Genomic DNA, 19,161 nt, shown 5'->3' on the forward strand with positions numbered 1-19,161 from the left:
TATGAAGAAACTCGTTCTCGCCGCTGCTCTGACTGCTGCTGCTTCGACCGCTTATGCTGGCAACCTGGAAGAGCCGGTTGTTGAAGCACCTGTTGTTGTCGAAGAAACTCAGGGTTCGTCGCAGGGCATCATCCTGCCGCTGATCCTGCTGGTTGTTGTTGCTGCAGCTGTTGCCGCAGGCTAATCGACGAGCATTAACTCAGGGAAAAGGCGGTGGGTTGTCCCTCCGCCTTTTTTCATGCCTGCAAGACGCGGCTTAGTGCCGGTTAGTCCAGCCAGCCGCGCAGATTGTCTTCGATCACTTTGCCCAGTGCCGCGATATGCGCATCCTCGTCGTTAAGGCAGGGGATATAGGTGAACGATTGGCCTCCGGCTTCCTCAAAGCTTTCCTTGATCTCTTCATTGATCTCTTCCAGCGTCTCGATGCAATCGGCCGAGAAGGCGGGTGCGATGACAGCGATGTTCTTCTTCCCCTGACGCGCCAGATCAGCCACGTGATCTACGGTATAAGGTTTCAGCCATTCCTCGGGTCCAAAACGCGACTGGAAGGTCGAGACCAGCTGATCATCCGACCAACCGAGCCGTTCTTTCAGCAGTCTTGAAGTTTTGACGCATTGGCAGTGATAGGGATCGCCCTGCTGCAGATAGCGTTCCGGCATCCCGTGGTAGGAACATACAAGGATATCCGGCTTGGTCTCCATGGCGGCATATGCGCGCTCGACCGAGCCTGCCAGCGCGTCGATATAGGCCGGTTGGTCGAAATATGCGGGCACCGTGCGGCTGGCCGGTTGCCAGGCCTCGGCCATCAGAGCGCGGAAGAACTGGTCATTCGCGGTCGCCGTCGTGGCGCCCGCATATTGAGGGTAGAGTGGAAAGAAGAGGATGCGGTCGCAGCCCTCTGCCACCATCTCGCGCACCTTCGAGGGGGTTGAAGGGTTGCCGTAACGCATGCAAAAATCGACCATCACCTGATCGCCGTAGCGTTCTTGCAGCGCGGCGCGCAGCTTGGCGGTTTGATCCTTGGTGATCGTCATCAACGGGCTCTCGCCCTTGTCGTGGTTCCAGATCGACTTGTAGGCTTCGCCCGAGCTGAAAGGTCGTTTGGTCAGGATGATCCCCTGCAAGATCGGCTGCCATTTCCATGCTGGGTAGTCGATCACCCGCTTGTCCGACAGAAACTCGTTCAGATAGCGACGCATGGGCCAATAGCTGTAATCGTCTGGCGTGCCCAGATTGGCCAGCAGAATGCCGACACGCCCCATTTTGACCTTGGGATGATCGGTCGGTGCATGCGTTGGGCGAGTGGCGTCAAACATATGAAGCTTCCTGAGTTTTCGTGTTCTGGCCTGAGATAAAGGGAAATGCCCAGCCGTCAATCGGGCAGTTTGCCCTCTTCCGTCTTCAACGCATCTGCCAGACGCATTTGCGCCGATCCCGGGCGCAGGGGTTTGGGCTGACTTTCGTCCGGCGACCATCCGGTCAGGCACACCAGTTCAAACGTAGCGGCCAGCCGCCCCGAAGCGGTGGCGAAGTGATCCGCATAGATACGTTGCGCAGCCTCGAACACCGCACTTGATGTCGGGCGTTTCAACCGCCCGCTGAGCGCATTGGTTTCACCCATATCCCTGAGATCGCGCATCAGGTGCCAGATATCCCGGTATTCGGCCGTCAGCGGGACGGCATCCGCCACGGGTAAGGCCAGCCCGGCTCGCTGCAGCAGCCCTCCCAGATCGCGTAGCTCGCCCATGGGCGCGATTCGCGGGCTGAGGCCGCCGGTTATCTCAATCTCGGCTTGCCCAAGGGCTGCGCGCAATTGATGCAGGGTTTCTCCACCCAGACATACGACCAGCAGCAGTCCATCGGGCTTCAGCGCACGATGGCATTGGATCAATTGCCCAACCGGATCATTGGCGCAATGCAGCGCCATCGCGTGGATCACCAGATCATGTGCGCCGGGTTGCAGCGGCAGGGTGTCTTCATCTGCCACAACCACCGCGCTAGGCAGAATATCAGACCAGAGATGCGGAAATGGGCTCACGATAGCGGGCGCCGTAAAGGCTTTGTTAACCATGGAGAGCCGATCCTGCACTTCATCAACAGCAGCGCGGTGCAGGAACAGCGCGTTATCCTGCGCGCGCGCGCGGTGCTGCAGGATGGCGGCGCGGTCAAACAAAGAGGGTGCAGTGGACTCGGGCAGTTTCATAGCTCGCAAGTATCGCATAGCGCAGCGGATTCAAACCGCTATCCAACTTATCTATCCACCGCGTTGTATGGGCTGCGGCGCATTGACGAACACCGATTTCGGCCTGTGCGGCCCCTGCTGGCGGGACACGCCCTTCATCGGAGGCACGGTCTGCGAGAGCTGCGGCGTACCGGTCGTCGGCGATCGTGACGGGTTCCGGATCGAATGTGACGATTGCCTGAAACGGCCTCCGCCGTGGCAAGCCGGGCGAGCGGCGCTACTCTATCAGGGAAAAGCGCGATCACTAATTTTGGCGCTGAAACACGGCGATCGACCGGAACTGGCGCGCCCTGCGGCGCGCTGGATGGCTCAGGCGGGGCGTGAGCTGTTGCGGTCTGACATGCTGATCGCACCCGTGCCGCTGCATTGGTCGCGCTTGCTGAAGCGACGCTACAACCAATCTGCCCTGTTGGCGCGGCATTTGGCGCGTGAGGTCGGTCTGGACTGCGTGCCTGACCTGCTTAGGCGTACCAGGCGCACCCCGGTACTGGATGGTAAAACGGCGCACGAGCGGGCAGAGATCCTGCAGGACGCGATTTCAGTCCATCCTCGGCGTTTGCAGCATATGCAGAGGCGAGACGTCCTGCTGGTTGATGATGTCATGACCTCTGGCGCGACGCTGGCGGCCTGCACCCGTGTGTGTCAGGTCGCAGGGGCAAATCATATTTTCGTGTTGGCTCTGGCGCGCGTTGCCAAGGATGCCTAATTCGCCCAAGATTGCGCGAAACCCGAAGGGACGGAATATGAAACCGGTAGAAATCTATACCTCGCCGCTATGCGGCTTTTGCCACGCGGCCAAGCGTCTGCTGAAACAGAAGGGTGTCGAGTTCAAGGAGGTCGATGTCTTGATGCACCCCAAACGCAAGCCCGAGATGATCAAACGTGCGGGTGGAAAACGCACTGTGCCGCAGATCTTCATCGGTACGACCCATGTAGGCGGTTGCGATGACCTCTATGAGCTGGAGCGTCAGGGCAAGCTGGACCGTCTGCTCGCGGCCTGATGAAAACCGCTCTGCTGCAGATCACTTCGTCGGACGACCCGGCCGGAAATCTGGATATGGTGCGCGTCATGATGGCCGAGGCGGTCAATCAGGGCGCGCGTTTCATTCTGACGCCAGAGGTGACGAATTGCGTGTCCACCAGCACCACGCGGCAGCGCGAGGTTCTGCAGCATGAAGAAGAAGACATTACCCTGGCGGGTCTGCGTGCGCAGGCTGCTGAATTAGGTGTCTGGCTTCTGATCGGTTCGTTGGGCATTAAGACTCACGATGCTGATGAACGCTTTGCGAACCGCTCCTTTATGATTGACCCGCAGGGGCAGATCGTAGCGCGTTATGACAAGATTCACATGTTCGACGTGCAGGTCACCGAATCCGAGACCTTCCGCGAATCGAAAAACTACCGCCCCGGCCAGAAAGCGGTGATTGCTGACACCGATTTCGGCAAGGTCGGCCTGACGATCTGCTACGACATCCGCTTTCCCTATCTGCATGCTGCTCTTGCGCAGGAAGGCGCGCGAATTCTCACCGTCCCGGCTGCGTTCTCTCCGGTGACCGGTGCAGCGCATTGGGAACCATTGCTGCGCGCGCGCGCGATTGAGACCGGGTGTTGGGTGCTCGCCCCGGCTCAGACCGGAGAGCATCCGAAAACGCGCGGCAAGACGCGCTATACCCACGGTCACAGCATGGTTGTCGCCCCATGGGGGGAGGTGCTGATCGACGCAGGTACCGATCCGGGCATTCACATTTTCGATTTGGATGATAGTTCTGTGACGGAGGCGCGCCGTCGCGTGCCCTCATTGACTCACGTGCGGCCCTTCGATGGGCCCTGATCCAGAACCGGACTATGACTGACGAACACAATGCCCTTGCGGTCACGCTGTTCAGCGAGATTCTGACTGCAGACCAACTGTTGCGCAACCGGCTGAGCCGGGTGCTGCCCAAGGGTATGGAAATCTCGCATTTTTCGGTGCTGAACCATCTGGTCTTTGTCGGAGACGAGCGCACGCCTGCCCAACTGGCCAGCACGTTCCACGTCACACGCGGAGCGATGACCAACACCTTGGCCAAGCTGGAATGGGCCGGATACATCCACATCCGCCCCGATTGGGACGACGCCCGCCGCAAGATGGTGGCAATCAGCCCCGCCGGTCGGAGGGCTCGGGATCAGGCGATTTCCTCGATTGCCCCGCTAATCAACCGCGTGGTCGGAGAGCTTGGGCTGGAGCGGGTGCGTAGTACATTGCCCGTGCTGCGGGATTTGCGGTTGCAGTTGGAGGGGGAGTAAGGCTTGGAAGCAGCCCCGCGCCAGACAATTGAATTCAACCAATTGACAATGTTCGTCCAAAGAACGGGATAAATTATTCTGCCTGGTGAGAGTTTAGGGATGAGCAAGAATGCCATGGATTTTGCATGAGAGTATTTCAGACCAAGAAGATGTGACATGGGCGTTGCGGGATCTAACGAACGGCGCTGACAGATCGATTCCTAAAATTCACATGCCGGCATTTGAAATTTCTGAAGATCAATACCCTTTGGATTTTCAGCAAACCTCATCGCACACAGAGTTAACGGACTTTATGAGAGGCGGAAGTTTGGGCGTTGTGCTTGTCAGCCAAGCGTTCCGCGACTTGATCGAAGAAATGGACCCGGGGCACAGCCTTTACTTCCCAGTCGTCCTGCAATGCGATGATGGGCGCGTTATCAAGGACGAGTATTTTCTTCATAAGTTCTCGGACTTCATCGACGACGGAGTCATCGTCGACGAGTCTGATGTCCAGCCAGTCGCGCGTAAAGGAAGGATTAGATTCTACAGCAGTTCGGCTTGGCCCAAGCTGGTTTGGTGCAACGACAAAATCAAGAACCGCCACGTATTTGCCGACTGTTATTTGCGAGACCGCTTTTTTGTTTCCGACGCGTTTTTAGAAGCTGCTGAGAATAGAGGTTTCAAGGGTTTTAAGAAAATCGAATCCTTCGTCCGGTATCTGTCTTAGTGGCGCATGGACCAGCGATTGCAGGATGGGTGCTTGCACCCATCACTCCCGTTCATTGATGCTTGCATGACAGGTGCGAACACCCAATCTACGACCGCGGTTTCACACTCGCCGTCACATAATTCACGCTCAAATCCCGGTCCGAGATCGACCAGCTCCACAGGATCGGGTTGAAGACGAATCCCTTGCGGTCCACCGGCTCCAGCCCGGCTTGGCGCAGCAGGTCGAACAGCTCGTCGGGGGTAATAAACTTGTTCCACTCATGCGTGCCGCGCGGCAGCCAGCGCATGACGACCTCGGCCCCGAAGATGGCCATCGCGTAGGATTTCGGGTTGCGGTTGATGGTTGAGCAGATCAGCAACCCGCCCGGCCTCAGCAAGTGCTGCGATGCGGTCAGAAAACCCAACGGATCGGCGACGTGTTCGACTACCTCCATGTTCAGCACCACATCGAATTGCTCGCCCGCGGCGGCCATGTCCTCGGCGGTCGTGTGGCGGTAGTCGATCTGCAAACCCGATTGCTCGGCGTGGATGCGGGCGACGGGCAGGTTGCCCTCGGCGGCGTCCGCGCCGACGACCTCGGCCCCAAGGCGCGCCATGGGCTCGCTCAGCAACCCTCCGCCGCAGCCGATATCCAGAAGGCGTAGGCCCTCGAATGGCTTCGCGACTTTAAGATCACGGTCAAACTCACCTGCGATCTGCTGTGTGATATAATCCAGACGACACGGATTCAGCATGTGCAGAGGTTTGAATTTCCCATGCGGGTCCCACCATTCTGCGGCCATCGCCTCGAATTTTGCGATCTCGGACGGGTCCACCGTGTTCGGATGCGCTTGCATTCCTGTCTCCGTGTGCTCTTTTACGCTTAAGCACTATATAGGGCCGTAATGGATAAGTACCCGGACCAAAAGCGCGCAGTTCAATATCTTTACCCGCCGATCGATCCCTTCGATCAGCGCGTGGTCGATATGGGCGATGGGCACCGTATTTATGTGGAACAATGCGGTAATCCCAATGGGATACCCGTGGTGATCCTGCATGGCGGGCCGGGCGGTGGCTGCAGCCCCGCGATGCGGCGTTATTTCAACCCGGATGTGTATCGGGTGATTCTCTTTGATCAGCGCGGGTGTGGCCGGTCGCGGCCCACCGCGTCAGTCGAAAACAACACGACCTGGCATCTGGTGGCGGATATCGAGCGTCTGCGCAAATTGTTCGACATCGAAGGCTGGATCGTATTTGGCGGTAGTTGGGGCGCGACCCTGGCGCTGATCTATGCCCAAACACATCCGGATCGGGTCAATCGGCTGGTATTGCGCGGGGTGTTTCTGGCCACGCAGGCCGAACTGGATTGGTTTTATGGCGGCGGCGCGGGCAAGTTCTGGCCCGAACAATGGGCCAAGTTCACCTCTCTCTTGCCTGAACAAGAGGTGGATGACGCTATCGCGGCCTACAACAAGCGCTTGTTTTCAGGCGATCGCGCGACCGAGATCCTGTATGCCCGCGCCTGGTCGCATTGGGAAAACGCTTTGGCATCGATCCACACCAATGGGTCGGTTGGGGAAAGCCCCGGCGAATATGCGCGGACCTTTGCTCGGCTTGAGAACCACTATTTCACCAACAAAGCGTTTCTTGAATACGACGGGCAAATTCTGGATCAGATGGATCGGATCGCCCATATTCCCGGTCACATCGTTCAGGGACGTTATGACATGATCTGCCCACCGCAGGCTGCATGGAACCTTTCCGAGCGCTGGCCCAATGTCGAACTGAAGATGGTGCGGCAGGCCGGTCACGCTTTGTCGGAACCCGGGATCAGCGCCGAACTGGTTCGGATCATGGATGGCGTGGCGGAGGGGACGGTATGACTCGCATCGACCGTCGCGCATTATTCGCCTCCGGCGCCGCCGCCGCTTTGCTGGCGGCGACGGGGGCATCTTTGGCCGATACGCCGAAGCAGGGCGGTACGTTGCGGCTGGCGGTGCCGCGCGACAACAGTCTGGAACAGGTGGCGCGGGGCGCTGTCTTTGACAGCCTGACCGAGATCGCGCCCGATGGTACCCTGCGTGGAGAGCTGGCGACCGGCTGGCAGACCGATGCTGATGCGCGGGTCTGGAGCTTTGATCTGCGCGACGATGCCGTGTTCCACGATGGCACCAAGCTGGACGTGAACGACGTTCTAGCTGTTCTGGATGACATTGGGCAGACCGAAGCCATCGCGCCTAATCGTGTGCAGCTGCAATTGGCCGAGGGCAACCCGGGCCTGCCATTCTGGCTGGCCGAGTCGCGGTTTGTCATTGCGCGAGGTGGTGTGACGCCATTGGCTCAGGCCAACGGTACTGGATGCTACCGGGTTGAGCGCGCCGAGGATGGGCGCCACTTTCTGGCACGTAGGGTGACAGATCACTATAAGGCCGGATCGGCGGGCTGGGCCGATACCATCGAGATCATTGTGATCCCGGACGCCAAGGTGCGGGCCGAAGCGTTACGCGATGGATATGTAGACATTGCCGCGCTCCCTGCCGGTGAGGATCTGATCGCGCAGCGCGGATTGCGGTTTCATCCATCTGAGGTCGATGTGGCGCTGGCCGTGGCCTCTCATGTCGGTATGCCGCGCCAGATCGGCCCGGCGACTCTGGACGATGGGCGCATCGCTGAAAGGTGGTGGTTGGCGTAAATCCGATCACGATTTGCGCCGGGGGTTGCAGACTCGGAAACTCCTGCGTATATGCAGTTGCAACAGCGGCGCGTTGGACTTCTGGTCCGGGGCTCCACCGGAAAATTCGACGGGCCGCGCGCCCGTTTTTTTGTGCCCGATGACAGGGTAGAGAACCTGAATGACAAACGACCTGATAGCCAAAGCAGCGATTGACCGGCGACTGGCCGAGATCATCACCCCTGTGATTGAGGATCTGGGGTATGAGCTTGTCCGCATTCGGTTGATGAGTGGCAAGACCACCACGATGCAGATCATGGCCGACAAGCCCGATGGCGGCATCGAAGTGGATGACTGCGCCGAGATTTCCAACGCGATCAGCGCCACGCTGGACGTCGAGGATCCCATTTTGGACGCCTATACGCTGGAAGTGTCCAGCCCCGGCATCGACCGCCCGCTGACCCGTCTCAAGGATTTTGAGACGTTCGAAGGGTATGAGGCCAAGATCGAGACCGCCGAGCTGATCGATGGTCGCCGCCGCTTTAAGGGTGAGTTGGCCGGGATCGAAGGGGATGAGGTTCTGATCAACATCCCCGAGGGGGATGAGACGATCACCATCGGTCTGCAGTTTGATTGGCTGAGCGACGCCAAGCTGGTCCTGACCGATGATCTGATCAAGGAAATGCTGCGCCAGCGCAAAGACGCCGGTGCCCTGAACGAAAACGCTTTCGACGAGATTGAGACCGAAGGGTCCGAAGAGGAGACGAACTGATGGCAATCACCTCAGCCAACCAGCTGGAGCTGCTGCAGACCGCCGAGGCCGTGGCCCGCGAAAAGATGATCGACCCCGGTCTGGTTGTCGAAGCGATGGAGGAATCGCTCGCCCGTGCCGCCAAGAGCCGTTACGGCGCCGAGATGGACATTCGCGTGTCGATCGACCGCAAGACTGGCAAGGCGACCTTCACCCGCGTCCGCACCGTGGTCGAGGATGAAGAGCTTGAGAATTATCAGGCCGAGATGACCGTCGAGCAGGCGAAGCAGTACATGGAAGCGCCCGAGGTTGGTGACGTCTTCGTGGAAGAAGTTCCGCCGGTTGAAATGGGTCGTATCGCGGCGCAATCCGCCAAGCAGGTGATCCTGCAGAAGGTGCGTGAAGCGGAACGCGACCGTCAGTACGAAGAATTCAAGGATCGCGCGGGCACCATCATCAACGGTGCGGTCAAGCGTGAAGAGTTTGGCAACGTCATCGTCGATCTGGGCGGTGCCGAAGCCGTTCTGCGCCGCAACGACAAGATCGGCCGCGAAAGCTATCGCCCGAATGACCGTGTGCGTGCCTATATCAAGGAAGTGCGCCGCGAAGTGCGTGGCCACCAGATCTTCCTGTCGCGCACCGCGCCGGAATTCATGGCTGAGCTGTTCAAGATGGAAGTGCCAGAAATCTATGACGGCATCATCGAGGTCAAGGCCGTGGCCCGTGACCCCGGTTCGCGCGCCAAGATTGCCGTGATCTCTTATGACGGTTCGATTGATCCCGTCGGCGCTTGCGTTGGTATGCGCGGCAGCCGTGTGCAGGCCGTTGTCAACGAGCTGCAGGGTGAAAAGATTGACATCATCCCGTGGAACGAAGATCAACCGACTTTCCTGGTAAACGCGCTGCAGCCTGCAGAAGTTTCCAAAGTGGTTCTGGACGAAGAAGCCGGCAAGATCGAAGTTGTGGTTCCCGAGGAACAGCTGTCGCTGGCTATCGGTCGTCGCGGTCAGAACGTGCGTCTGGCGAGCCAGCTGACCGGTCTGGATATCGACATCATGACCGAAGCCGAAGAATCGGCGCGCCGTCAGAAGGAATTCGAGGCCCGTACTCAGCTGTTCATGGAAACGCTCGATCTGGACGAATTCTTTGCTCAGCTGCTGGTTTCCGAAGGCTTCTCCAACCTCGAAGAAGTGGCATACGTTGAAATCGACGAACTGCTGGTGATCGACGGTGTGGACGAAGGCACCGCGCAGGAACTGCAGACCCGTGCGCGCGAATTCCTGGAAGCTCAGGCCAAGGCGGCGCTGGATGCAGCCCGTGCGCTGGGTGCCGAGGACAGTCTTATTGAATTCGAGGGCCTGACACCCCAGATGGTAGAGGCGCTGGCCAAGGATGATGTGAAGACTCTGGAAGACTTCGCAACCTGCGCCGACTGGGAACTGGCCGGTGGCTGGACTACGGTCGATGGCGAACGCATCAAGGATGATGGTGTACTGGAGCCCTTCGGCGTGACGCTGGAAGAGGCGCAGGATCTGGTCATGACCGCGCGCATCATGCTGGGTTGGGTCGATCCGGCCGAGCTGGAGCAGGCCGAAGAAGACGGTGAAGCAACAGATGAGGAGGTCGAGGCCTGATCTCAGGCCTCGGGTGGCTGACATGGGTCGCGGTGGCGTCCATAAGGATCGGTCGGAAGGCCCTGAACGCAAGTGCATCGCCACGGGCGAGGTTCAGCCCAAATATGGCTTGATCCGCTTTGTGACGGGGCCGGATGGTCAGGTCTTTCCCGATGTCGCGGCGAAATTGCCGGGGCGTGGGGTTTACGTGGCGGCGGATCGCGCGGCGCTGGACAAGGCGGTGAACAAGAAACTGTTCTCGCGCGGGTTTAAGGCGCAGGTGAGTGCCGCCAAGGACCTGACCGATGAGGTCGAGAAACAGGTGGCGCGTCGTGTGATCGAACTGATCAGTCTGGCGCGCAAATCCGGAGATGCGGTCGCCGGGTATGAAAAGGTCAAGTCTTGGCTGGACCGGGAAGAGGCCCAGGTGCTGATTCAGGCGTCTGATGGATCGGGACGCGGCAAGTCGAAACTCAGTACGCCGCATTTCGGGAAATACATCGGCTGGCTGACTGCGGATGAGCTTGGGGCGGCATTTGGGCGCCAAACCGTGATTCATGCGGCCTTGGCCTCTGGCGGACTCGCCAAACGTGTTGTAGAGGAAGCGCAGCGCCTGCGTGGCTTGCGCGAAAAGGATGACGGCGGCAAGGGCCGCTCGGAAGGGTAAGAAGCTTTATGAGCGATAGTGACGGCAAAAAGACATTGGGTCTTCGTGGCGGGGCGCGCCCCGGAAATGTGAAACAGAGTTTCAGCCACGGACGCACCAAGAATGTCGTGGTGGAGACCAAACGCAAACGCGTGGTCGTTCCCAAGCCGGGCGCGACCAAACCAAGTGGTGGTGCGGCACCCTCGGGTGATCCTTCGCGTCGTCCGGCGGGTATTTCCGATGCGGAAATGGCGCGCCGTATGAAGGCGTTGCAAGCCGCCAAGGCGCGTGAGGCCGAAGAGGCCGCAGCCCGGGAGGCCGAGGAAAAGGCACGCGAAGAAGAACGCGCACGCCGCCGGGCTGAACAGGAAGCCAAAGAGCGCGAGCAGCGCGAGGCTGAAGAAAAAGCCCGTGCCAAGGCCGAAGAGGAAGAGCGCAAGCGCAAAGAGGCGGAAGAAGCCGCTAAGCGCGCCGCCGCAGCGCCGCCGCCGGAAGAGGCAAAACCGGCCCGTGGTCCAGCGAACAAGCCTACGCCTTCTGCCGCGCCGCGTAAGCAGGATCGCGAACGCGAACAGCGTGGTCGTGGCAAGGGTCGTGATGACAACCGTCGCTCGGGCAAGCTGACACTGGGTCAGGCCACAGGCGGCGAAGGCAACCGCCAACGCTCGATGGCGGCGATGAAGCGTAAGCAGGAACGTGCGCGTCAGAAAGCCATGGGCGGCCCGGTCGAGCGGGAAAAGGTAATTCGCGATGTGCAGCTGCCCGAGGCGATCATGGTCTCGGAATTGGCCAACCGTATGGCCGAGCGTGTGGCTGACGTTGTCAAATCGCTGATGCAGATGGGTATGATGGTCACGCAGAACCAGACCATCGATGCTGACACTGCGGAACTGATCATCGAAGAATTTGGCCACAAGGTCACGCGTGTTTCCGATTCGGATGTTGAAGACGTCATCAAAGAGGTCGAAGACAGCGACGAAGATCTCAAGCCACGTCCGCCGGTCATCACCATCATGGGTCACGTTGACCACGGTAAAACGTCGCTGCTGGATGCAATCCGCGACGCGCGCGTTGTGGCCGGTGAGGCCGGTGGCATCACCCAGCATATCGGCGCCTATCAGGTGAAAACCGATGGCGGCACCACGCTGACCTTCCTGGATACGCCGGGTCACGCAGCCTTTACCTCGATGCGTTCGCGCGGTGCTCAGGTCACGGATATCGTGGTTCTGGTTGTTGCAGCTGACGACGCCGTGATGCCGCAGACGATCGAGGCGATCAACCACGCCAAAGCGGCCGAAGTGCCGATGATCGTGGCGATCAACAAGATCGACAAGCCCGAAGCCAACCCGGACAAAGTGCGCACCGATCTGCTGCAGCACGAAGTCATCGTCGAGAAGATGTCGGGTGAGGTTCAGGACGTCGAGGTTTCGGCCATGACCGGTCAGGGCCTTGATGAACTGCTGGAAGCCATCGCGCTGCAGGCCGAGATTCTGGAACTGAAAGCCAACCCCGACCGCGCCGCCCAAGGTGCCGTGATCGAGGCGCAGCTGGATGTGGGCCGTGGTCCCGTCGCCACTGTTCTGGTTCAGAACGGTACGCTGCGTCAGGGCGATATCTTCGTTGTGGGTGAGCAATACGGTAAGGTCCGTGCGCTGATCAACGACAAGGGCGACCGTGTGAAGGAAGCCGGTCCGTCGGTTCCGGTCGAGGTTCTGGGTCTGAATGGTACGCCCGAAGCGGGCGACGTTCTGAACGTGACCGAGACCGAAGCACAGGCCCGTGAAATCGCCGCCTATCGTGAACAGGCCGCCAAGGACAAACGCGCCGCCGCTGGTGCCGCGACCACCCTTGAGCAGCTGATGCAGAAGGCCAAGGAAGACGAGAACGTGGCCGAGCTGCCGATCCTCGTCAAAGCCGACGTGCAGGGCTCTGCCGAGGCCATCGTTCAGGCGATGGAGAAAATCGGCAACGACGAAGTGCGCGTGCGCGTTCTGCACTCGGGCGTGGGTGCGATCACCGAGACAGATGTCGGTCTGGCCGAAGCCTCGGGCGCACCGGTCATGGGCTTTAACGTCCGTGCCAACGCGTCAGCGCGAAACACCGCGAACCAGAAGGGCGTCGAGATCCGCTATTATTCGGTGATCTATGACCTCGTGGATGACGTGAAAGCGGCCGCATCTGGCCTGCTGAGCGCCGAAATCCGCGAGAAGTTCATCGGTTATGCCGAGATCCGTGAAGTCTTCAAGGTCACCGGTGTTGGCAAGGTTGCTGGCTGTCTGGTCACCGAAGGCGTGGCGCGCCGTTCCGCAGGCGTCCGTCTGCTGCGCGACAACGTGGTGATCCACGAAGGCACACTGAAGACGCTGAAGCGCTTCAAGGACGAAGTGGCCGAAGTTCAGTCGGGTCAGGAATGCGGTATGGCATTCGAGAACTACGACGATATCCGTCAGGGCGACGTGATCGAGATTTTCGAGCGCGAAGAGGTTACTCGCACGCTGGATTGATCCGGTTCAGTATTGAAACACGAAGCAGCGGCCCATTCGGGCCGCTGTTTTCGTTTGAGTGTCATTCGTTGCGCGACGACAGAAACGTGCCCGAGGGCATGATGATGTCGAAATGATGCTTGCCCCGCTGCAGATCGAAACTGATCGAATGCCCTGCCTTGCGCAGTAGCTCTGCGTATTCTCGGCTTTGGCGGATGAATTCGGGCGTGTCCCGTTCTGCAACCGTCACTCTGTAGCGCGGCCCCGGTGCGGGCAGGTTCAGGCAAGGGGAGAGATCGTGGATCTCGACCTTGGTCAGTTGCAGGGGATCATTCACCGAAGTCAGACTGATCGGTTCGAGGTCGTATACTCCGCTGATCAGAATGACATTGCGCACCCGCAGACCCGCTTGGGCAAACGCGCTGGAAGAGGTCGCCATAACCATTGCCGCCAGATGGGCGCCAGCACTGTGGCCCGATAGAATGATGTTTGATGGATCAAAGCCCAGCGATTCAGCCTGCGATCCAAGCCATAGCAATGCATCACGGCATTCGTTGACCATCTGCCCCAAACGGGCTTCAGGAGCGAGCGTGTAGTTCAAAGTGGCGAATGCTTGCCCGTTCTCATGCAATACTGGAGCCATCAGAGCCGACTCGCGTTGGCTGAGCGCTTGCCAGTAGCCACCATGGATGAAGACATGCAAAGGCGCATCTGCGCCGGGGGCCGGGAAGAAATCCAGAACCTGCTCTGGGCCATCACTATAGGAGATGTTTTCCCGAACCGTCATCTCGGCCCGCGCCTGCGCGCTGAGTACCGAATAGCTGGTCAGGTACGGCGTCAGATCGCCGCCGACCATAGAGCTGGGGGAGTATTCTTGCTCAAGCTCGGCCTGGGTGAAACCGCGATACAGCATGGCTTAATCCCTCGCATACATCAGTTCGGTCCGTACATCGTAGAGATCATGGAAGAACCGTAGTTCCAGCGCCTTGCGCAGAAAGGCGACGCCGCTGGAGCCACCCGTTCCGGGCTGCATGCCGATCACACGCTCGACCGCTGTTGCGTGGTCGAACCGCCAACGCTGGAACAGGGATTCCACATCCATCAGCTTTTCGGCCAGAGCGTAGAGATCCCAGTATTTGTCGGTGTTGCGGAACACCTCGACCCAGATTTTCACGACGCGTGGATCGCCGGAATAAGGCTGACCATAATCCCGCTCGATCAGGTTCTGGGGCACGTCAAATCCCTGTCGGGCCAGCATGTGCAATACTTCGTCATAGAGCGACGGCTTGGTAAGGGCCGCGTTCAGCATCTCCATGACTTCGGGGTCATGTGCGTGCACTTTCAGGGTCGAGGCATCCTTGTTGCCCAGAATGAACTCAATCTGGCGATACCCATAGCTTTGGAAACCCGAAGAACTGCCCAAAGCCTGCCGAAACGTCATGTAATCGGCGGGCGTCATGGTCAGTAGTGTTTCCCACGACGCGATCAATTGCCGCTGGATCGCTTTCACCCGGTCGAGGTTCTTCATCGCCGGACCAAACGCATCCTGCTGCAGGAACCGGCGTACTTCGACGAGTTGGTGGTGCATCAGTTTCAGCCACAGCTCGCTGACCTGATGGATGATGATAAACAGCATCTCGTCGGGTTGGGCGGGGTCCTGAAAGGTTTTTTGCAGATTCAGCAGTGTCTTGAGCTGCAGAAAATCGCCGTAGCTTTTGCGGTGAGTTTCTGTGAAGTCGGTGACCAAAGACTCTTCGATCCCTCGTTCCAGATACCTGTCCTTATCGCCCATGTGCTCCTCCAAACGCGCGGGTTCACCCTTGTTTAGGGACAAAACCCGCGCGGTTCCAGAGCGTTAGATCCAGTCGAGAACCACCTTGCCCGACTGACCGGACTTCATCGCCGCAAAACCCTGGGCAAAATCATCGACCGAGAACCGGTGAGTGATCACCCGGCTCACGTCCAGCCCGTTTTGCAGCATGGCGATCATCTTGTACCAGGTCTCGAACATCTCGCGGCCATAGACACCCTTGATCGTTATGGCCTTGAACACGATCCGCGACCAATCGACCGGAGATTTCCCGGGGGGAATCCCCAGCAATGCGATCTTGCCGCCCATCACCAAAGCCTCGACCATCTGGTCCAACGCCGCTTGCGAGCCGGACATCTCCAGCCCCACGTCAAAGCCTTGTGACATGCCCAGTTCGGCAATCACGTCCTGCAAATCCTCTTTCGAGACATTGACGGTGCGCAGGGTTGGCACAACATGCTGGGCCAATGTCAGGCGATCGGGGTTGATATCGGTAATCACGACATGCCGTGCCCCCGCATGCCGCACGACTGCAGCGGCCATGATGCCGATAGGACCTGCACCCGTTATCAGCACGTCTTCGCCCAGAAGATCGAAGCTGAGCGCGGTGTGCACGGCATTGCCCAGCGGATCGAGGATCGCCCCAATTTCATCGGGCACATCGTCGGGCAGGGGGACGACATTGAAGGCAGGCAGTTTCAGGTATTGCGCGAAGGCACCCTGTTCATTGACCCCAATCCCCCGCGTACCAGGGTCGAGATGAAACTTGCCCGCGCGGCTCTGACGGCTGTCGGTGGTGATCAGATGCCCCTCGCCCGAGCAGCGCTGACCGATTTCCAGACCAGTCACATTGCGCCCGATCTCGACAATCTCTCCGGCGAATTCGTGACCGGTGATCATCGGGACGGGCACCGTGTGCGAGGCCCATTCATCCCAGTTCCAGATATGTATGTCGGTGCCGCAGATGCCGGTTTTATTGATGCGGATCAGAACCTCGTCCGGGCCGATTTCCGGGACCGGAGCCTGCACCATCCACAAACCTTCCTCTGGCTTGGATTTCTCCAGCGCTTTCATAGTGTTGGATCTCATAGGCTCACTCCCACAAATCGGTGGACAGGTATTTCAGGCCGCTGTCACACATGACGATGGCGACGCAGCCGCCCTTTTCCGGTCCGCGTAGCAGTTCGACGGCCGCAGCAAGGTTTGCACCAGCTGAGTAGCCCGCAAAAATGCCCTCGGTCCGGGCCAGAAGTCGGGCGCAGTCCCGCGCGGCGTCCCCGGAAACCGACAGGTGACCAGCAAGCGTTGTTGCACGTAAATGAGTCAGATCGGCCATCGCGTAGCCTCCGCCCTGGATGGGGTGATCTGGAATGTCTACCGTTGCCCCCGCCAACGCGCGCGCTCCGGCAGGTTCGACTACATAGCATCGGACACCGCGAGGCGTAAGGTACTCCGCGGCTCCGGCCAAAGTTCCGCCGGACCCTGCGAAGTCACAGAATGCTGTTACAGCCCCGTCTGACTGTACCCATATTTCGGGTCCGGTTCCGGTGGCATGGGCCGTGGGGTTGCCGGAATGACCGAATTGATCGGCTCGAAAGGCGCGGCGTTCGATCGTGATACGCTGCGCCGCCTCGTCCACCAGTGCCAGATCGGCACCCGAGACTTCGCCGGGCCTACTGCCTTCGGCTTGCGGAACGATAACAACTTCGGCCCCCAGTGCCCGCATCATGCGGGCGCGTTCGACCGAGTTTCCAGCACTCATCACAGCGATGAACGGATGACCAAGAATGCCGCAGACAATGGCCAGACCGGTGCCCATATTGCCCGAAGTCAGCTCGACAACCGTTTGCCCAGGTGTCAGAGTTCCGTCTGCGCGGGCCAACTCAATAATCGACTTTGCGGCGCGATCCTTCTTGGAGAATCCGGGCAGCAGATAGTCCAGCTTGGCCAGAATGCGCCCGTCCAGATCCAGTTTCTTGCATACGCGTTTCAGGTCGACCAGAGGCGTGTTCCCGATTGCGTCAATGACAGAAGGCAGGATCACGAAATCACTCCTAACTCTTTGCCAACTTTTCCAAAGGCGGCAAGCGCGCGATCCAACTCATCCCGGGTCAGGGCGGCGTTCATCTGCGTTCTTATCCGGGCCTGACCGCGCGGAACGACCGGGAAGAAGAAGCCTGAGACATAGACCCTTTCATCAAACAACCGCGACGCCATTTCTTGCGCCAGAGTTGCTTCGCCCAGCATCACCGGGATGATCGGATGCTCACCGGGCAACAGGTCGAAGCCCAGTTTCTCCAAACCAGCGCGCCAGTATCTGGCGTTGCCGAACAGCTGGGCGCGCAGCATGTCTCCCTCTTCAACCAGACGGATCGCTTCGAGCCCGGCAGCAACGATGGATGGCGGCAGCGAGTTTGAGAACAGATAGGGCCGCGCCCGCTGCCGCAGCAGGTCGATCACTGGCTGCGGCCCGGCGATATAACCGCCGATTGCCCCCCCAAGTGCCTTGCCCAAAGTTCCTGTCAGAATGTCCACATCGACGCCGAAATGGTCTGGTGTACCCGCACCGTTTGGCCCCATGAAGCCCGTCGCGTGGCAGTCATCGACCATGACGATTGCATCATATTTGTCGGCCAGTTCGCGGATTTTCGGCAGGTTGGCCAGATAACCGTCCATTGAAAACACACCGTCAGTGGCGATCATGATGTGCCGCGCCCCGTCTTCGCGCGCCTGTTTCAGCCAGGCTTCGAGGTCGTTCATGTCGTTGTTCAGGTAGCGATAGCGTTTCGCCTTGCACAGACGCACCCCGTCAATGATCGAGGCATGGTTCAGGCTGTCCGAGATGATGGCGTCTTCAGGCCCTAACAAGGGCTCAAACAATCCTCCGTTGGCATCGAAACAGGCGGCGAACAGGATCGCGTCGTCCTTGTTCAGGAACCTGGCCAGCTTCTGTTCCAACTCACGGTGAATATCCTGTGTGCCGCAGATGAACCGGACCGAGGCCATGCCGAACCCTTTCGGCTCCATCGTCGCTTTGGCGGCGTCGATCAGCGCGGGATGATCGGCGAGACCCAGATAGTTGTTGGCGCACAGGTTGATGACCCGTTTGTCGCCCACCGTAATCTCACCGCCCTGAGGCGAGGTGATCATTCGTTCGCGCTTGTAGAGACCCTCAGCCTCAATCTGTGCGAGTGTATCCGAGATATGGGACAGGAATGCATCAGCCATGGCGACCTCCGTTTAACTGAGTCGCACGTCTAACATAGCGGACGAATTTCCCAAATAGGGGAATTACAGTATCAAGGAAAAATTTCCGTGAAGGCGGAATTGCGCCAAATCAGGCGTTCTTTACAATCAGGAAAACCCGGGCCGGACCATCGGCGGCGATGGAATGCGCGATATCGGCAGCATACCGAGCGGTGTCCCCTTGTTGCAGATCGCTGACAGCGGTGCCCGAGGTGACGCGGACCGCGCCTTCCAACACGGTAAGCTGTTCGCGCGCGCCCCGTGCATGGGGTTGGCTGTTCAGGCTTCCACCCGCCTGAAGTTGTATATCGTAGACCTCGTGCCCGCCTGCCTCTTCCGGCGGAGAGAGGATGCGAATCCGGCATTTCTCGCCCATGTTGTCGATGCTGGGCACTTCCGATTTCCTGAGGGTCTCGATCTGATCGGTTGTCTTGGTTTCTTCAAGCAATCCCGCGAAATCAACCTGCAGTGCGCGGGTCAGATTCCAAAGGGTCGAGATGGTTGGGCTGCTTTCGCCACGCTCGATCTGGCTGACCATGGAGCGGGAGACGCCGCTTAGATTGGCAACAGCCTCCAAAGACAAACCCTTGGCTCGGCGCGCCTCTTTCAGGCGGGCGGGCAGGCGGTTCAGGATATCGTCTGTATTTTCCGTCATGACGGAATCCATGCGTGTTGCGCAACGTAATGTCAATTCCGGGCGTGACAGAGAGTCTAATATGAAGATCA

At 59.2% G+C, this 19,161-nt stretch carries 21 protein-coding genes; 12 read left to right on the plus strand and 9 right to left on the minus strand.

Features of this window, described 5'->3' with window-relative positions:
- The first annotated feature begins 1 nt into the window (after position 1).
- Positions 2 to 184 carry a hypothetical protein gene (locus ACR0NF_RS06995; protein ID WP_005979327.1) on the plus strand — a complete coding sequence of 61 codons (183 nt, stop codon included), beginning with the start codon at positions 2 to 4 and terminating at the stop codon, positions 182 to 184.
- An 82-nt stretch (positions 185 to 266) separates the two neighbouring features.
- On the opposite strand, the gene hemH is transcribed toward ACR0NF_RS06995, so the two are convergent.
- Together hemH and ACR0NF_RS07005 are read right to left on the minus strand one after the other, a co-directional pair.
- A complete protein-coding gene (gene hemH, locus ACR0NF_RS07000) occupies positions 267 to 1,316 on the minus strand; it encodes a ferrochelatase (RefSeq protein ID WP_480471107.1) in 1,050 nt (349 codons plus the stop codon).
- 56 nt (positions 1,317 to 1,372) lie between these two features.
- The gene (locus tag ACR0NF_RS07005) at positions 1,373 to 2,203 is read right to left on the minus strand and encodes a methyltransferase domain-containing protein (protein WP_480777989.1); all 831 of its coding nucleotides are present in this window, start codon (positions 2,201 to 2,203) and stop codon (positions 1,373 to 1,375) included.
- Between ACR0NF_RS07005 and ACR0NF_RS07010 the strand changes: the two genes are divergently transcribed.
- The 5 genes from ACR0NF_RS07010 (at position 2,184) to ACR0NF_RS07030 (ending at position 5,234) form a co-directional block, all read left to right on the plus strand.
- On the plus strand, positions 2,184 to 2,948 hold the full coding sequence (locus ACR0NF_RS07010) for a double zinc ribbon domain-containing protein (RefSeq protein ID WP_480777990.1): 765 nt from the start codon (positions 2,184 to 2,186) through the stop codon (positions 2,946 to 2,948). The two genes, ACR0NF_RS07005 and ACR0NF_RS07010, sit on opposite strands and share 20 nt — an antisense overlap.
- A 37-nt stretch (positions 2,949 to 2,985) precedes the next feature.
- Positions 2,986 to 3,243: a glutaredoxin 3 gene (gene grxC, locus ACR0NF_RS07015; protein ID WP_480471104.1), complete on the plus strand. Its 258-nt coding sequence runs from the start codon at positions 2,986 to 2,988 to the stop codon at positions 3,241 to 3,243.
- Positions 3,243 to 4,073, plus strand: a complete 831-nt coding sequence (locus ACR0NF_RS07020) for a carbon-nitrogen hydrolase family protein (RefSeq protein WP_480777991.1) — start codon at positions 3,243 to 3,245, stop codon at positions 4,071 to 4,073. The genes grxC and ACR0NF_RS07020 overlap by 1 nt, the downstream gene beginning before the upstream one ends.
- A 14-nt stretch (positions 4,074 to 4,087) precedes the next feature.
- Positions 4,088 to 4,528 (plus strand): MarR family winged helix-turn-helix transcriptional regulator, encoded by a 441-nt coding sequence (locus ACR0NF_RS07025; RefSeq protein WP_170327795.1) that lies wholly within the window; start codon positions 4,088 to 4,090, stop codon positions 4,526 to 4,528.
- Between the two features lie 109 nt (positions 4,529 to 4,637).
- Complete coding sequence (locus ACR0NF_RS07030) at positions 4,638 to 5,234, plus strand: imm11 family protein (RefSeq protein WP_480777992.1); 597 nt, start codon at positions 4,638 to 4,640, stop codon at positions 5,232 to 5,234.
- An 88-nt stretch (positions 5,235 to 5,322) separates the two neighbouring features.
- On the opposite strand, the gene ubiG is transcribed toward ACR0NF_RS07030, so the two are convergent.
- The gene (ubiG, locus tag ACR0NF_RS07035) at positions 5,323 to 6,072 is read right to left on the minus strand and encodes a bifunctional 2-polyprenyl-6-hydroxyphenol methylase/3-demethylubiquinol 3-O-methyltransferase UbiG (protein WP_480471101.1); all 750 of its coding nucleotides are present in this window, start codon (positions 6,070 to 6,072) and stop codon (positions 5,323 to 5,325) included.
- Between the two features lie 48 nt (positions 6,073 to 6,120).
- Between ubiG and pip the strand changes: the two genes are divergently transcribed.
- From pip to infB, 6 genes are all read left to right on the plus strand, one after another.
- Positions 6,121 to 7,098, plus strand: a complete 978-nt coding sequence (pip, locus tag ACR0NF_RS07040) for a prolyl aminopeptidase (RefSeq protein WP_480471100.1) — start codon at positions 6,121 to 6,123, stop codon at positions 7,096 to 7,098.
- Positions 7,095 to 7,907 (plus strand): ABC transporter substrate-binding protein, encoded by an 813-nt coding sequence (locus ACR0NF_RS07045; RefSeq protein WP_480471099.1) that lies wholly within the window; start codon positions 7,095 to 7,097, stop codon positions 7,905 to 7,907. Before pip ends, ACR0NF_RS07045 begins: the two co-directional genes overlap by 4 nt.
- Positions 7,908 to 8,067: 160 nt before the next feature.
- The gene (gene rimP / locus ACR0NF_RS07050) at positions 8,068 to 8,658 is read left to right on the plus strand and encodes a ribosome maturation factor RimP (protein WP_480471098.1); all 591 of its coding nucleotides are present in this window, start codon (positions 8,068 to 8,070) and stop codon (positions 8,656 to 8,658) included.
- Entirely contained in the window at positions 8,658 to 10,271 is a 1,614-nt protein-coding gene (nusA, locus tag ACR0NF_RS07055; RefSeq protein ID WP_480471097.1) for a transcription termination factor NusA, read from the plus strand. The genes rimP and nusA overlap by 1 nt, the downstream gene beginning before the upstream one ends.
- 22 nt (positions 10,272 to 10,293) lie before the next feature.
- Complete coding sequence (locus tag ACR0NF_RS07060) at positions 10,294 to 10,917, plus strand: RNA-binding protein (protein WP_170395356.1); 624 nt, start codon at positions 10,294 to 10,296, stop codon at positions 10,915 to 10,917.
- Between the two features lie 8 nt (positions 10,918 to 10,925).
- Positions 10,926 to 13,400, plus strand: coding sequence for a translation initiation factor IF-2 (infB, locus tag ACR0NF_RS07065; protein ID WP_480777993.1), 2,475 nt, complete (start codon positions 10,926 to 10,928; stop codon positions 13,398 to 13,400).
- Between the two features lie 61 nt (positions 13,401 to 13,461).
- Here the strand turns inward: infB and ACR0NF_RS07070 are convergent, their stop codons facing one another.
- From ACR0NF_RS07070 to ACR0NF_RS07095, 6 genes are all read right to left on the minus strand, one after another.
- Positions 13,462 to 14,292 (minus strand): alpha/beta hydrolase, encoded by an 831-nt coding sequence (locus ACR0NF_RS07070; RefSeq protein ID WP_480777994.1) that lies wholly within the window; start codon positions 14,290 to 14,292, stop codon positions 13,462 to 13,464.
- Between the two features lie 3 nt (positions 14,293 to 14,295).
- Positions 14,296 to 15,171 carry a tryptophan 2,3-dioxygenase gene (locus tag ACR0NF_RS07075; protein WP_480777995.1) on the minus strand — a complete coding sequence of 292 codons (876 nt, stop codon included), beginning with the start codon at positions 15,169 to 15,171 and terminating at the stop codon, positions 14,296 to 14,298.
- Between the two features lie 63 nt (positions 15,172 to 15,234).
- A complete protein-coding gene (gene tdh / locus ACR0NF_RS07080; protein WP_480471930.1) occupies positions 15,235 to 16,263 on the minus strand; it encodes an L-threonine 3-dehydrogenase in 1,029 nt (342 codons plus the stop codon).
- A gap of 19 nt (positions 16,264 to 16,282) precedes the next feature.
- A complete protein-coding gene (locus tag ACR0NF_RS07085) occupies positions 16,283 to 17,233 on the minus strand; it encodes a PLP-dependent cysteine synthase family protein (protein ID WP_480471093.1) in 951 nt (316 codons plus the stop codon).
- A complete protein-coding gene (locus tag ACR0NF_RS07090; protein ID WP_480777996.1) occupies positions 17,230 to 18,417 on the minus strand; it encodes a glycine C-acetyltransferase in 1,188 nt (395 codons plus the stop codon). The genes ACR0NF_RS07085 and ACR0NF_RS07090 overlap by 4 nt, the downstream gene beginning before the upstream one ends.
- Positions 18,418 to 18,526: 109 nt before the next feature.
- Positions 18,527 to 19,090 (minus strand): helix-turn-helix domain-containing protein, encoded by a 564-nt coding sequence (locus ACR0NF_RS07095; RefSeq protein WP_480660086.1) that lies wholly within the window; start codon positions 19,088 to 19,090, stop codon positions 18,527 to 18,529.
- Positions 19,091 to 19,161 lie beyond the last annotated feature (71 nt).

The organism is Ruegeria sp. CF4 (genome assembly GCF_056537345.1).